A 14715-nucleotide genomic window follows, 5' to 3' on the forward strand; every position below is an offset into this window, starting at 1 on the left:
GTGATTAAATTATTGTTTCGTCAGATCGATTTTGACGGTCGTTGGTTTAGGGAACGCTGGATCAGAAGCGAACAGAACGAATCGCTTCTGATCGATTGGTACTTGATAAACCAACTCCACTCGTGACTTGTACGGTGCGAAATATTGAAACCCGTTTTTCCAGGCTTTCTCATTGCGATTCACATAATCGATCGGTTCATAATCGGTTCCTTGCAAGTCTGTCAAGGCATACCGATTGGGACGATAAGTTATGAATCCTCCCAGATCATCCCCTGTATCTTGCATGACGACAGGGATCGTCACGAAACGATAACCAGCACGTTGCTTTAAATTCAGTTCTTTTGGTGTATTAATCAATGCTTCGACATGAAAACGATCAAATTGATGTTTCGGATTCCCGGGAGTTGTTTGCGTGACACCTCGCCCCATCAATGTTTTTAATTTTTCCGTTTCCTCTGTTGAAGGAGTAGTAGCTGACGTATTCGCTTTTTTGATATCGTCGAGCGTGATCTTGACGGTCGTCGTTTTTTCGACGGCCTCATCTTTTGCAAGCAATACGAACACCTTTTGATCAACTGGTACTTGGTAAACAAGATCGACCCATGATTTTTTCGAATTGATGTATTTGAATGCATTTATCCAAGCCGTTTTATCGTGATTGACATAATCGACGGGAGTGAACTCTTTTCCGTCAAGAGCAATCAACGAGAAGGTTTGTGGTCGATACGACGAAAACGAACCTGCAGCTAATTCATCCCGGTTATGAAGGAAAACTGGAATCGTCACGAAACGATATCCTGACTTCTCCTTGAGCTTTAACTCTTTTGGTGTTGAGACGAGCTTTTTAACAAAGAAGTCATAATTCTTCGCCGCCGGGTCACCCGGGTACGTCTGAATAGCGCCTGCGTTCATCAATTGCTCCAGTGCCGTGTTGTCTTCGGCAGTATGTTTCTTATCGTCAGGATCTTGAGCGAGATTTTTTAATTTTTGTCCGGTCGTTTGTACTTTTGGTGTCGTTATTTCTTTTTGAGCCGTTCTCGTTTCAGGTGCAGCGAGGAGGAATAAACTCGTCGTCCCGATGACGAGCGTAGCAGCGATGCTACCGAGTGCCCATTTGAAGCGACGTTCGGTCAATTGTTGATTATCGTTTACGCCACCGATGGCAGCATTCGGTGTGATGTGTACAGCACGCTGGGCAGGAAGCAAGGCACCGAACACACCAGTCGTTACCGGAATCAGGAGCATAAGACTTAAGAAACCAAGTTCACTGGATGGGAACTGATTATAGACGAAGCCAATCATTGCTAAGGCAACAAGTAGACCGACGATTCCAGCGAAGAGTCCAGTCATCACACCCTCGCTTAAGACGAGAAGTCGGATTTGACCGTTCCGCCAGCCTGTCGCTTTAAGGACAGCGAGTTGATTCTTTCGTTCGTTGACGTTTTGCCACATGATCTCGGTCGTCGTCAGGATGGCGATGAGTAAGGCGACGCCCATTGCGACATAATGCATCGTACCGACTTCGAGCGCGACGTATTCACCGAGCCAGGTTGCATATAAGACGCCTTTCAGTCGGAACGTGATGAACAAGAAGAAGATGAACAAGCTCGTCGGTAAGGCAATTGCGATGATGGACAGAAGCGTGCGTTGCCAGTATGTCGCGAGTTGGTTGATGCTCATTCCAAGAACACTTTGTGCCCGGACGAAACGACGTCCTTTTGAGACTTCGCCAGAGCGCATGCTTTCAAATGGTTGAATGCGTCTGATGAGTAACGTCGGAACAATCGTACCGCCCCAGTAGATCAAAAGCCCGGACAATCCGATCAAGATGATGCGTCCGAGGGCAATCGGGTGATCCGCTGTTATCCAAAATGATCCGAGAATCACCCAGGCGATGAGTGCGACCAGCGTTCCAAGAAGTGTCGCTTCTAGGAAGAGGAGTCTCGATAGCTGCCGTGGACGCCATCCGAGCGAGAGTAAAATCGCGAATTCTTTTTTTCGAGCATAGAGCAAGATGATGTTCGAACTGAAGACGTAGACGAGCGCGACAGCGATGACGCTCGCGATGATGCCACTCATTCCGACTTTCGCCTCTTGGAAAATCGCGATCGACGACCCGAGTTTGATCCACGGTTGCTGGACCCAACCGAGTGCCGATTCTCCTTTTAGACCGGGTAAATACGTCAAGGCGAGTTGCGGGGAGGAACCGAGTGTGACGTCCGTGATCAGACCCGTCTTATCCTCGATTTCCTGTGCGACAGCTTGCAATTTTTTCTCACTTGTTGCGTTCATCGTCTCGACCCCTTTGACGTTGACGCGAATCGCAGAAATTGCTTTATCCCCGCGTAACTTAAAGGCAGCATCGAGTGTCGTCAGCATCGATGGTGGTTTCGTCAGGAAGTCATAGGAGTCGTTGGCGGGCTTGACGTCACGGACTGGATTGACCGGACGATCATTTTGATCCATGACCCACTGTGCTTTTGCCGGGAAGTAAGTTTCCATTGGAAGTTCAGTCAACGGATCCTTTGAAACATCGAGCTTCCGTGGGTTAAAGACACCGATAAAGTTGAGATGGACTTGTTTCCAGCCTTTAAAACCACCTTCAAACTCACGTGCTTCGCGATACATGCTTCGCTTGAAGAGTAAGGATTCCTTGGCAACCTCTTTTGGTTGAACTTGGTAGGTAAAGGGCCAACGGGAACCGTACGGACTTTTAATCGTTTTGTATTCAACCGGTGAAGGTTTCAAAGTAATGGAAGACAGTGAATCACTATTGTTCGCATCGCCTGTTGGCAAGGTGTTTTTGAGGATACCATCCACCAGCTTTTTTTGGACGTCTTGAGTCGTGATCGAATAGGAGGTAGGCTCTTCTACCGGTAGTTTATTCAGGTATGTTTTCCCACCTTTTTGTTCAATCTTTTGGACCATGTCTGCAACACCGGTTGCAGTGAACGGAAGCTCTACCTTTTCATATGTATAAGTGCGCGTCGCATCGACGTATTCGCGAGAGTTCAATAAAATCGGAATCTGCGTCGCTTGATCACCGTACGAAGCGGGAAGATCCGTTTCGGTGAAGAAACGGCTATATGTTCCAGTAGTAGTCGCTTTTTTCAAACCGACGAGCTGGTCTTCGGCAGCAGGGTCGATTCCGGCGATCATGACTTGTGAGCCGTAGTCATAGAGGGGTTGTTCACCGAGCTTCAAAGGGGAGACGCCTGTGCGCGTTGCATCACCCATTGGTTCCCAGCCAGCAGCGAGAAACGTTGTCATGGTATAAGACTCGTTTTGGAGTCCCGTATTTTGAGAATCCTTTATTTTCAAACGATAAATCCCTTCTTCTTGAATCGTATGGGTTCCGACACTACTCGATGTCAATGTATAACCAATCATCGCGATCGGTGCCGCAACTTCGACGTCGGCAATCTGCTTGATTGTCTCGTATTGCTTGCGGGAAATCCCGCCGTCGAGCCCACTCATGTAGTTCGGCTCGAGCAGGTTCAAGTCTTCCGTCACGCTCCGGCTGCCTTCCGAACGAACGACGATATCGTACGATGAGCCCCAGCGTTTTTGCAGTTCATCAACGACCGTTCCGTTGTTCGCTTGCGTCGTACCGATTAAGTAACTCAGTCCGGTACTGACGATCAGGACGCCGACGAGGAGCAAAATGAACCGTTCCTTGTTGCGCCACCAGGAATTCCAAATGAATCTCAGCATGTACTATCCCTCGCTTTCGTATAAATTAAGGAAAATCGTGCAATGTTACCTCCTTATCACTTATATACATATCCATATATTTCTTTTTATATTTCCATTATATACAAATAATAGAGAATTGACTAAAAAATCTGTTAATTAGGTATGTTCGTTTTTAAGAGATTAGAAAAAGCACCTCTCGAAGGAGGTGCTGCATCAGGAGTGATTCTTTTAAGCATAGAGTGGGTTGCATGTCCGCATGATGATTTCGTCGAACGAACGCCCTTCATAGGATACAGCATCAGGAATCGTTTCTACGATGTCAAAGCCAACTTTTTTATACGAAGCGATGGCTCGCTCATTATGCGAAAACACTTCAAGTTCAAGTTGATGAAGTCGAAGTTCCTCGAAACAAAACCGGATGATACACGCGATCGCTTCTGTCCCGTATCCTTGACCGGTCCAGGGGAGGGCACGCATCGAAATACGAAAGCCCGCTTGTTTCAACTCTGCCTCAATGTCTAAAATGGAACATTCACCAATTATTTCACCGGAATTCAAACAGATAGCGAAATCGAAGCGCGATGGATCAGCTTGAATCGAAAGAATGTGCTGTTCAATCTGTTCAATCGAAAACGTTGCTGTCGTACCAGTCAAATAACGTAATGTCTCATCCTGGGTTTGTTCGAATAAGACGTGTGCATCGGTCACGTCAAGCGGACGGAGGAAAATTCGTTTTGCGGTCAGGTTCATGAATACCTTCCTTTCTCATGACGAAAGCTTGATCGTTTCGTCCGTTTCCGTCGTAAAATGATGCCATTTCGTTCGATCCTGGACGATCCAAACGATCCATCCACCGATGAACAGGAAGCTGACTGCAGCGACGGTATACGTCAAGCGGATCGAGGTCTCCGCATAGAAACCAATCAACGCCGTCAAGAGAATGACACCAGCTGACTGCACGACGTGGATGCTACTGAGGAATCGTCCCATCGATTCGACCGGAATGTGCGTTTGAGCGAACGTCATGAAGCCGGTGTTCGCAAACGCGAGGGCAAACGTCAGCAAGAAAAAGCCGATTGCTGCCGTCAGGAACGACGTCGCTGTGGCAAAGATCACATAACCGATCGGTGTCATCAGTGCTCCGAATTGAATCAAGAAGCGGAGCGACAAGCGATGCGTGAAGATCGCATTGATGGCAGAACCACAGATGATGCCGATTCCAGCGATACTGACGAGAAATCCATACGTGCTTTCATCCAGTTGCAACACGATCGTCGCAAACGAGGCTTCGAGCGAATCGAGTCCGCTCATCAGGACGATCATCAGCGCATAGAAGGCGTAGACGAGCGTGACGTAGCGCCGAGTCCGTGCAAACTGAAGCGTCTCTTTCCAGTCCGCAAGAATCACTTGGAGTGAGAAGGACGTCGCTGGAGTCTCTGCCTGGCGGACGTCGGGCAAGACGAATAGTAAGGCAGCAGAACACAACAACGCTCCTGCATTCAGGATGATTGCCGTCTCCGGAGAACCGATTAAAAATAAAAATCCAGCAATCGACGGTCCGAGAATAAAGCCGGCTGATTGAATAAAGTTCTTCAACGCATTGAACCGTTGGCGACTCGTCTCCGGGACGAGCTTCGTCATGTAGATCAATGACGATGTCTCAAACAGTGTGTTGCCGATGTTCAGGATAAAGACGAGGGCATAGAGGACATACAACGAATCGATCAGTGTCAGTGAAAAGACGAGCCCGGCACGCGAGACGTCAAGCATGACGAGCAAGCGGCGCTGATTGATCCGATCGACGACACTACCGGACCAGAGGCTCGTCAACAGTGCGGAGATCGGCAACAGAATATAGAGAACGGAGACGGCGAACGCTGATCCCGTTCGTTCAAGGACAATTAAATTCAAGGCGATGAAGTAGACCCAAGCGCCGATGTTCGAGACACCAACACCAAGTAATAGCAATCCAGGGTATTTCCAATTCGACATATGACACACTCCTTTTTACTGTTTTTTAAGCCAATAAAAAAATCCCACCTCCAAGACGTTGGTCTTGGGGACGAGACTGTGCGTGTCGTGGTGCCACCCCTGTTCGCGAGACCGTCACCGGTATCGCCTTCATCGGTACGACCGTTTTCAAACGGCAAATACCTGAGCTCGATAACGGGAGCACCCGTCACGATATCCCCGATTCGGTTCCACCGTGCTGCTCAGAGGCTTGGTTCGGTCAATGGCTGATGCTCCTTTCCACCAATCGGAGCTCTCTAGGAAAAGCCGAGATGACGTACTGTTCTCTTCGACGCGTTTAATTCATATGATTTGTCTCATCCTAGCATATACAGAATGAAACCGTAAAGAATTTTATCAATTTTTTACAATTATTGAAAATGATACATAGATATCAGAATTAGAAAAAGCGAACTAAATGGTAAAAGATGTAACAGGTTGTATGATACATTGTCATGGTCACACGTTCACTTTCAAGAAAGTCGTACGAAAGGAGGGAAAGAAATGAAACGTTTGATTTTTTCATATCTCCACTCCTTGTTCTAACCGGAGCTGTCTTTTTCACGACGTTCCGTCCAGTCGAGCAAGCAATCTATTTCTTAATCTTATTTTTACTGACCTGTCAATCAGCGATGATTCTAGTGGAGCGTTTCGTCAAACGTCATGATGTGATCCGTCGACTAAATACGATCCATCCACTTATCGGAATCGTAATGGGGACAGTTGTGCTTGCCGTATTAGTCGGTGGTCTAGCACCTTCGTTGACGAATCCGAGTCTCGTTGGTCTTCTCGTCATCTTCCTTTCCATGTATAGCGTAATCCTCGTTCTCGGTTTCATCATCAGTTGTTTCTTCGAAGGCATTACGCGTCAACCGAAGGATCAATTGATTCGCCCAGTCTTTCTGTTCATCGGAACAGGCTATCTCATCTTGACCGTCTTCGGAATTTTGCAACTTTATCACCAAGCAGGATGAAATAACCCCCTTGACGTACGATGACATCAAGGGGGTTATTTGTTTTTACTGCACTTTCAGTAAGAATCCGAATTGTCCGTCTCCTTGTTCCCAGCGCGAGTTTAGTTCGTACGCATAGAGGCCAGGTTCTGTCGGGGCGTTGAACTGATCTTTTTTCAAAGCGACAGGGGATTCCTGTTTTTGATCATCCCATTGTGATAGTTTTACGCTTTTAAGATCACCAGATAATTCGACACGGACGGGTGCTCCAGCAGAGACGGTAACTGGCGTTTTCCCTTTTGCTAGGTCAAGACCGTCACGGTACGTCTTATCGACACATTGACTGCGGAGTAAGCTATCCCAGCAATAAGATCCTTGGACAGTCGGAACATCCTTTCCTTTTGCCTCGACTTCGGGATTAGGTGGCGCACCACGGAACGGTTCGAAAACGATGATGCAAACGACGAGGATCAGTAGAACGGCTAATGTTAGACCACGTTTCATGAGACACCCCCGATGGATTTTCTTTATTTTACCAAAATATAGAAAGGCAACATTGCTGCCTTTTCAATTGAGGTCATTCATTTTTTCAAAAACCGTAGGCGATGTCGTTTCCTAGTTAGGTTTTATCACTCTCAAGTCAAACCGTATTTATCGAGGTGAAATTCCTTTGATGATTACTTCTGAGAAATTCGACGTGTAAGGTAAGAGTTGCTCGTAAATCTGGGGATGTGACAGGCCTTCCGCAAGTGTTTGGAAATAGAGTAGCAAAAATTCATCGGAATACTTCAAGTCGATCTTCTGTTCCTTACGACCACGGTGAAATAAATCGAGCATCATCGCGTGACTATCACTTGCGAATTTCTCCATTAATACTGACAAGCCATCATCCTGTTTCGTTGTGATTTGTTGCATCATCTCAAGATAAAACGATTCATCGAGATCCTTCAGAAATCGTAATTTATTGAAGCTGATTTCAAGAAGCGTTTTTTCGAAAGACTCATTTTTGGATAAGATGACTTCTACGGATGTACTCATCTCCGTAATGAACCGTTTGTACACTTCTTGGACCAATGCCTCTTTATTACCGAAGTATTTGAAAATCGTCGTTTTGGCGACATTTGCCTGTTTGGCAAGTTCATCGACTGTCATTGTCTTATGACCATCTTGTTGATTCATTAAGCGAAACGCTGTATCGAGAATCTGTTTTTTCTTTTCTTCCGTTCGTTTTTCAAAACCATTCATTTGTCTCACCTCTTATAAAAAATACTTCTCCCTCTAGTGTAATGGATTAGAAATGGACTATCAAATTAATTTTAGTACATTATTATCTTTACAGATAAAAATAAAAAACATAAAATGAACTAAAATAGATTAATTGGTATTTTATTTAAACTGATTGTTTTAGTTTAATACTACACTTGTTGATTTAGTTTGTTTTAAGTCTGAATTTAGAGATGAAGAGAGGAATGAAGAAACATGAATCCGATTATTGAACTAAAAGGAGTTAAAAAGAAATTCTCGAAATTTCAAGCTTTATCCGACGTCACGTTCTCGGTTCAACGAGGTGAAGTGATTGGCTTCATCGGTCCGAACGGTGCAGGGAAATCAACGACAATTCGGACGTTGCTCGGGATCATCAAACGAGATGCGGGAAAGGCGGAAATCTTCGGGAAGGATGTCTGGCGCGATAGTGTTGAAATCCATAAAAGAATCTCATATGTGCCAGGGGACGTCGCATTATGGGGGAATCTGACGGGTGGAGAAATCATTGATCTATTCATGAAGTTACACGGTGGTGGAGACCAAACGAAGCGTGATGCTCTAATCGATCGCTTTGAACTTGATCCAAAAAAGAAGGCGAAAAGTTATTCGAAAGGAAATCGGCAAAAAGTCGGTCTGATTGCCGCGTTAGCAGTCGATTCCGATCTCTACATCTTCGATGAACCAACATCCGGTCTTGATCCGTTGATGGAATCTGTTTTTCAAGAAGAGGTAGAAAAAATCAAACAAGCTGGAAAATCGATTTTATTGTCATCGCACATTCTCAGCGAAGTCGAACGACTAGCGGATCGTGTCGTCATCATTCGAAAAGGCGAAATCGTTGAGACGGGAACGTTACAAGAACTGAGACATTTGACACGATCGGTCATCACGTTAGAGACGAAACAGGATCTTTCATTGATTAAAAACTTGGACGGTGTTCATGACTTCACGCAGCGCAATATAAATCAGGCAGTATTTTCAATGGATTCTTCTCGCATGAATGCGGTTCTTACAGAGGCGATAAAACTGGAAGTAGTTCATTTAGAAGCAGTGCCTCCATCACTAGAGGATCTGTTCATGCGCCATTACGAAAAATGACGACGGTATATACTACGTGCTGCACATGATAAAGAGGAGGAAGACGAATGCGATTTCAATTTACCTGTTGGCAGATCCTGTTGTCTCAGTATCTCAGACGGGATAGCAAAAAAATCATAATATGGACGTTCGGTGTGACCTTATTTACGGTCGGCTTTATTCCTTCATTCGAAGAGATGGCGAAAGGGGATAGTCTGCGTGGATTATATGAAACCTTGAAAAATCCAGCGATGATCTCGATGATCGGTACGACGCCTGTCTCAATAGCGGACTATACGTTAGGCGCGATGTTCTCACATCAAATGCTCATCTTCTGTGCATTATTGTCGATGGTCTTATCGTCACTCCATGTCATTCAACACACACGGAAGGAAGAAGATTTAGGGCTGACGGAGTTGATGCGTTCTTTTCAAATCGGACGACAAGCCAATTCACTCGCTATTCTAATTGAAGTGATTTTAATCAATCTTAGTATTTCGATACTGATCAGCGGTGCGTTGATTGCTTTTCAAGTCGAGACGTTTTCAAATGCGGGTGCAGCTCTATTCGGTCTTTCGGTTGGGGCTGCAGGGATCTTAGGTGCAACGTTTGCCTTACTGATTGCTCAAATCATGCCGTCGTCTTCTAGTGCGACGGCAGGTGTGATGGGATGGATTGGTCTTCTTTATTTAGGACGCGCCGGTACGGATGTATCGAATGACCAACTATCAGTGCTCAATCCGCTGGGATGGACGTATTTGACCTATCCATTCACGGAGAACAATTGGCTGTTTCTCGTAATGGCGATCGGAGTGAGCCTCATTTTGATGACCGTGGCTCTAGTTCTTGAAAATCATCGGGACATGGGCGCAGGGTATCTGCCTGAAAAAGAGGGACGTGCTACAGCCAATCGATCCTTGTTATCGATCCGTGGTCTGTTGATTCGGATTAGTCGCGGAAGCATCATCGCATGGATGGTCGCTTTTCTAATCATGGCTCTTGCCTATGGTTCGATTTATGGAGACATGCAGACATTCATTGACAGCAATGCAACCATCCAGCAGATGTTCACGGTTTCAGGTGTTACGATTGAAGAATCCTTTACCGGCACGATCATGATGATCATGATGGTCCTCGTTGCGATTTTACCGATTACGCTCATGAACCGGTTATACACCGAAGAGGACCGTCGGCGCTTGAGTCCGTTGTTCGCGACGAAAGTCTCACGACAGCAACTGTACTGGAATACGATTGGTTTAGCTGTCGCGTCATCTCTCATCTCGATGTTCATCGTCATCAGTAGTCTAGGTTTTACTGCCATTTCAGTAATGGGACCGGACGCGACCATGACATTCACTGACTTTTTCATTGCCGGAATCAACTATCTGCCATCAGTTCTCCTGTTTCTTGGATTGGCTGCTCTATTCATCGGGTGGCGACCAACGTGGAGCAAGTTAACCTATGTATACGTGACCTATTCCTTCTTTATTGGGTATTTCGGTGGAATCATCGACTTACCAAAATGGGTGGAGTATACGGCGATCCAAGGATTGATTCCGCAAGTACCGACGGAAGACTTCGATGGACTACTGTTCGGTGTCCTGCTCGTAGTAGCATGTCTTCTTGTTGTCATCGGTCAAGTCGGATATGCACGTCGTGATTTTCAGGAAGGATCTTAAACGAAGCAGCCTGTCTCGATTTAATAACGAGACAGGCTGCTGACGTATTAAGGCGAGGTATATTTCATCACTTGGAAAACACCTGAAGTCGCTCATTCATTAGTTCCGCGACATAAATCGTTCCATCCGAACCGACCGCGATGTCGTGCGCAATCCGGAGTTGTCCCGCTTCTTTGCCCCATGCACCTAATCGTTTCTCAATCCTTCCTTGTTTGTTCAAAATGACGATTTGACTCTGCGCGTTCTTTTTTTGTCCATTTAAATAGTTTCCGCCATCAGCGACGTAGACTTTACCGTTCGCACCGACTTCGATTCCGTACGGTCGACCGAGTTCTTTTGACGACCACGTATCGATGTGTTTGCCGTTTCGATTAAAGATTTGGACCCGGGCGTTGTCCCGGTCCGCCACATAGAGATTCATCTCATCGTCGCTACTGATCCCATGCGGCAGATTGAACTGTCCGTCTTGTTTGCCGAGTTCATTGACTTCCCATTTGACTGTTCCTTTTGGATCGAACATGACGATGCGACTATTCCGGTAGCCGTCAGATACGGCGAACGAGCCATCCTTGAGGACGGTGACGTCTGTCGGACGAGCGAATGTCTTTTCATCCAGATGTAGGGGGATGCTTGGCAAGACGTTTCGGATGCGCAGACCGACTTCCGTGAACGGACCATATGCGTTCCCGAACGCTTGCAAGACTTTGCCTGACGGGTCGAGCTTGAAGACTTGGTTCAGGCTGATGTCGGTAATCCAGATGTTGTTTTGGTCATCGACTTCGAGACCGTGCGGTGACTTGAACAGTCCTGCGCCTAATCGCTTCTTCACGTGCATCGTCTTTCCGTCGAGCACGATCAATGTCGGTTCTGTGATGTAGGTGTCATCCCCGTATGAATTACTACCCCGGTGTAAATAGTAGACGTCACCGTTCGGAGCAACAGCGACGCCGCTTGCTTCGCCGGCAATCGAACGATCGCGCGTTTCAAGTGGCCAAGCGACCTGACCGCGATACGTCGTATCTTTTGGGATGGGTGGATAGTTGTCTTTCATGACGGGATCTGCGCCGCCTCTAGACCAAACAAGACCTAGTAATGTAAATGTTGCTAATGTACCTATAAAGATCAGTCGTTTTTTCATGCATCGTTCCTCCAGACGTGAATTCGTATCCAAATTATATCTAGATATTAAACGAGGTCGAATCGTTCTACAGTAGGAGACAGCGGGTTACGGAAGCAGGATATTAAAATCAGGACGAACGGGTAAAGAAGAGAGATATCATATGGAAGAAAGAAAGTGAGGCAAAAACATGAAGGCAGTCACCGTAACGGGGCATGGTGGGCTTGAGCAGCTCGCTTATATCGATCAAGAGACACCACAACCGAAACAAGGAGAGGTACTGATTGAAATCAAAGCTTGTGCCTTGAACAATACAGAAATTTGGATGCGGGAAGGCGCCTATGGTGCAGAGAGTGAATCGGGCTGGAAAGCAGAAGGGGTGCAGTTTCCCCGGATTCCCGGTTCAGACATCAGCGGTCGGATCGTCGCGGTCGGAGACGGTGTCGCCGAGACGGAAATCGGACGCGACGTCGTCTTGTTCCCGTTCACGGCGAGTGGAGAAATCGCTGACGAACAGAGTGCCGAGGACTTATCGTTCATCGGTTCCGAGTATGACGGCGGATACGCGGAGTATGTCTGCTGGCCGCTCGAACTCTGCTACGACATGCCGCTTGCTTCCTATACGGACAGTGCGGTCTTCTCGGTCAGTGGATTGACGGCGTGGCACATGGTCGAGCAACTTGACTTACAACAAGGACAGACGGTTCTCGTAACAGGTGCCAGTGGTGGTGTCGGCTCACTCAACGTCCAGATTGCAAAACGTGTCTTCGGAGCCCGTGTCGTCGCACTCGTCGGTGACTTGAAGCTGACGGATCAATTGCACGAACTCGGGGCGGACTTGGTCGTTTCCTACCGTGAGCAGAACTGGGATCAGCAGGTCAAGCAAGAAGTCGGTCCGGTCGATGCGATTCTCGACGTCGTTGGCGATGCGGTGTTCAAACAAGGACTGGATCTGCTAAAGCGCGGCGGAACGTACTGTATTTCTGGATCGTCCGGGGGACAGGTAACTTCGCTCGATTTTCGGACGCTTTATTTGAAACATATCCGTCTACAAGGATCCGTCCTTGGCAATCGCCATGATTATGAGAAATTACTGGAGGCCGTTCGGACACAGACGATTCAGCCCGTCATTGACCGGACGTTCCCGCTCGCTGAAGCGCGAGAAGCCCAAGCGTACTTCAAACAAGCAGGTAAATTCGGCAAGGTCGTCTTGCTACCATAAGAGAAACCGAACAAAACGAGCTATCCTCTTCCTGTGATGGAAAGGATAGCTCGTTGTCGTATCGTTAACGGTTAGGCAAGATGTAAAAAAGCGTGACGGTCGAGCTGACAGGCTCCTCTTCCGTATAATCGATGAATTCCTCCTGTGATTCATGAATCGTATACCGGTTGCCCGGAAAGAGTTCCGTTACCCAGGTCGGAACGTGTGAAGCGAGAGGGAACGACTGAATCCGCTCAAGTGGGAATGGGGTTCCGTCCGGATTCGTCGTGTGGACATGTAGTGCGTCTTGTGAAGCATCCTCGAGGACAATCGTTATGTAAAGCTGATGTTCAATCTGTTTTTCCGCTAGTTTTTGTCGCATGTCCTGCATAGCGCTCAACGCGATCCGAAGATGTGCTTTACGAATGCGCAGACTCGCGTTGCCATGTCCAGAAAAGTCAGGGTGCTCGTGCCAGTCGTTAAACCAAACGTCTGGATCAATATAGGCTGGAGAAGAAAAACTGTTGAATTCCAGTTCGAGATTTTTAAAATAACGGCGTTTGCCGCGGAATTTTTTCATGAATGATGTACCTTTCATTAAAGGGATTTTTTTATTTTCATAAGGGAAGTAAGGCGAAGACACTAAAAATTGGGTAAATAAAAACCAATGACTTGAATGGTGCGACTCGTATTAATCGACGGTGGAAAGGTGGAGCCTTCATGGAAGCATCGGTCTATGATCTGCAAGAGACGAGAAATAAAATCGATCGGGAGCTGACGATTCGATCGAGCAATGCTGTCATCTTGATGTGTGCGATTTTCATCGCCTCGATCGGATTGAACTTGAATTCGACCGCTGTCATCATCGGAGCGATGTTGATTTCGCCGCTGATGAATCCGATTCTCGGTCTCGGTATGGCGTTAGGGATCTCGGATATACCTCTGTTCAAGAAAGCACTTCGGCTGTTGCTCGTCCAGTTGACGATCAGCATCGTGACATCGACCGTCTATTTCTATTTTTCGCCTTTGACGGCAGCGAGTGATGAACTGATTGCGCGGACGTTCCCGACGATTTGGGACGTACTGATCGCCTTTGCTGGGGGAGTCGCGGGATGGATTGGTTTACGCAAGAAAGGGGCGAATAATATCGTTCCCGGTGTCGCGATTGCCACCGCCTTGATGCCACCAGTCTGTACGGTCGGGTACGCCATTGCGAATCAGAACATGACCTACGCGCTTGGTGCTAGTTATCTGTTCCTGATCAACTGTAGTTTCATTTTGATCGCGACGTTCCTAGGTGTCAAATGGCTCTTACGGACGGATCAGAGTTTACGGATCCAGGCATCAAAACGAATCAATCGTTCCTTGATCGCGCTAGCCTGTCTCATCAGTATACCAAGTGTCTATACAGCCTATCTGCTTAGTCAGGACAGTTTGTTTGAGACGAATCTTGACCGTTATGTCGAGGAAACGTTTCAAGAGACGTTCGTCGTTCAGCATAGCTATGACGAGAAACGCCAGCAATTGACGGTGACGACGTTAGGCAAACGGTATGATGCACGTGAACGGGAACGGCTGGAACAGTCGCTCGACGACTATGGACTATCACGTGTCAAACTGACCTTGATCCAGATCCCTGATTTGAATCAACTTGATCCTGACCAACTAGAGGAATTGTTTAATGAACGTATGCAGTGATGACGGAACTGAGGAGGA

General features: G+C 47.0%; 12 protein-coding genes. 5 read left to right on the forward strand and 7 right to left on the reverse strand.

The genetic code is table 11. From position 1 onward, the window contains the following. Positions 1-9: 9 nt before the first annotated feature. From KNQ03_RS00755 to KNQ03_RS00765, 3 genes are all read right to left on the reverse strand, one after another. Positions 10-3714: an ABC transporter permease gene (locus KNQ03_RS00755; protein ID WP_214723023.1), complete on the reverse strand. Its 3705-nt coding sequence runs from the start codon at positions 3712-3714 to the stop codon at positions 10-12. A gap of 210 nt (positions 3715-3924) precedes the next feature. Beyond that, complete coding sequence (locus KNQ03_RS00760; RefSeq protein ID WP_214723025.1) at positions 3925-4446, reverse strand: GNAT family N-acetyltransferase; 522 nt, start codon at positions 4444-4446, stop codon at positions 3925-3927. A 15-nt stretch (positions 4447-4461) separates the two neighbouring features. Further along, entirely contained in the window at positions 4462-5688 is a 1227-nt protein-coding gene (locus tag KNQ03_RS00765; RefSeq protein WP_214723027.1) for an MFS transporter, read from the reverse strand. A 473-nt stretch (positions 5689-6161) separates the two neighbouring features. Between KNQ03_RS00765 and KNQ03_RS00770 the strand changes: the two genes are divergently transcribed. Next, entirely contained in the window at positions 6162-6680 is a 519-nt protein-coding gene (locus tag KNQ03_RS00770; protein WP_214723029.1) for a hypothetical protein, read from the forward strand. Between the two features lie 45 nt (positions 6681-6725). Here KNQ03_RS00770 and KNQ03_RS00775 read toward each other — a convergent pair whose 3' ends face one another. Together KNQ03_RS00775 and KNQ03_RS00780 are read right to left on the reverse strand one after the other, a co-directional pair. Continuing rightward, positions 6726-7163 carry a hypothetical protein gene (locus KNQ03_RS00775; RefSeq protein WP_064299957.1) on the reverse strand — a complete coding sequence of 146 codons (438 nt, stop codon included), beginning with the start codon at positions 7161-7163 and terminating at the stop codon, positions 6726-6728. Positions 7164-7310: 147 nt separating this feature from the next. Then, a complete protein-coding gene (locus KNQ03_RS00780) occupies positions 7311-7904 on the reverse strand; it encodes a TetR/AcrR family transcriptional regulator (RefSeq protein ID WP_064299956.1) in 594 nt (197 codons plus the stop codon). A 234-nt stretch (positions 7905-8138) separates the two neighbouring features. On the opposite strand from KNQ03_RS00780, the gene KNQ03_RS00785 reads away from it, so the two are divergent. Continuing rightward, a complete protein-coding gene (locus tag KNQ03_RS00785; RefSeq protein ID WP_064299955.1) occupies positions 8139-9023 on the forward strand; it encodes an ABC transporter ATP-binding protein in 885 nt (294 codons plus the stop codon). A gap of 47 nt (positions 9024-9070) precedes the next feature. After that, positions 9071-10681, forward strand: coding sequence for an ABC transporter permease (locus KNQ03_RS00790; RefSeq protein WP_214723031.1), 1611 nt, complete (start codon positions 9071-9073; stop codon positions 10679-10681). Between the two features lie 67 nt (positions 10682-10748). On the opposite strand, the gene KNQ03_RS00795 is transcribed toward KNQ03_RS00790, so the two are convergent. After that, a complete protein-coding gene (locus tag KNQ03_RS00795) occupies positions 10749-11819 on the reverse strand; it encodes a peptidyl-alpha-hydroxyglycine alpha-amidating lyase family protein (protein ID WP_214723033.1) in 1071 nt (356 codons plus the stop codon). A 169-nt stretch (positions 11820-11988) separates the two neighbouring features. Between KNQ03_RS00795 and KNQ03_RS00800 the strand changes: the two genes are divergently transcribed. Continuing rightward, positions 11989-13020 (forward strand): zinc-binding dehydrogenase, encoded by a 1032-nt coding sequence (locus KNQ03_RS00800; protein ID WP_214723035.1) that lies wholly within the window; start codon positions 11989-11991, stop codon positions 13018-13020. 64 nt (positions 13021-13084) lie between these two features. Here the strand turns inward: KNQ03_RS00800 and KNQ03_RS00805 are convergent, their stop codons facing one another. Continuing rightward, positions 13085-13579, reverse strand: a complete 495-nt coding sequence (locus tag KNQ03_RS00805; RefSeq protein ID WP_214723037.1) for a hypothetical protein — start codon at positions 13577-13579, stop codon at positions 13085-13087. Positions 13580-13719: 140 nt separating this feature from the next. Between KNQ03_RS00805 and KNQ03_RS00810 the strand changes: the two genes are divergently transcribed. Beyond that, on the forward strand, positions 13720-14697 hold the full coding sequence (locus KNQ03_RS00810; protein WP_214723039.1) for a DUF389 domain-containing protein: 978 nt from the start codon (positions 13720-13722) through the stop codon (positions 14695-14697). Positions 14698-14715: the final 18 nt, after the last annotated feature.

This window comes from Exiguobacterium sp. s143 (assembly GCF_018618895.1).
Taxonomy (GTDB): domain Bacteria; phylum Bacillota; class Bacilli; order Exiguobacteriales; family Exiguobacteriaceae; genus Exiguobacterium_A; species Exiguobacterium_A abrahamii.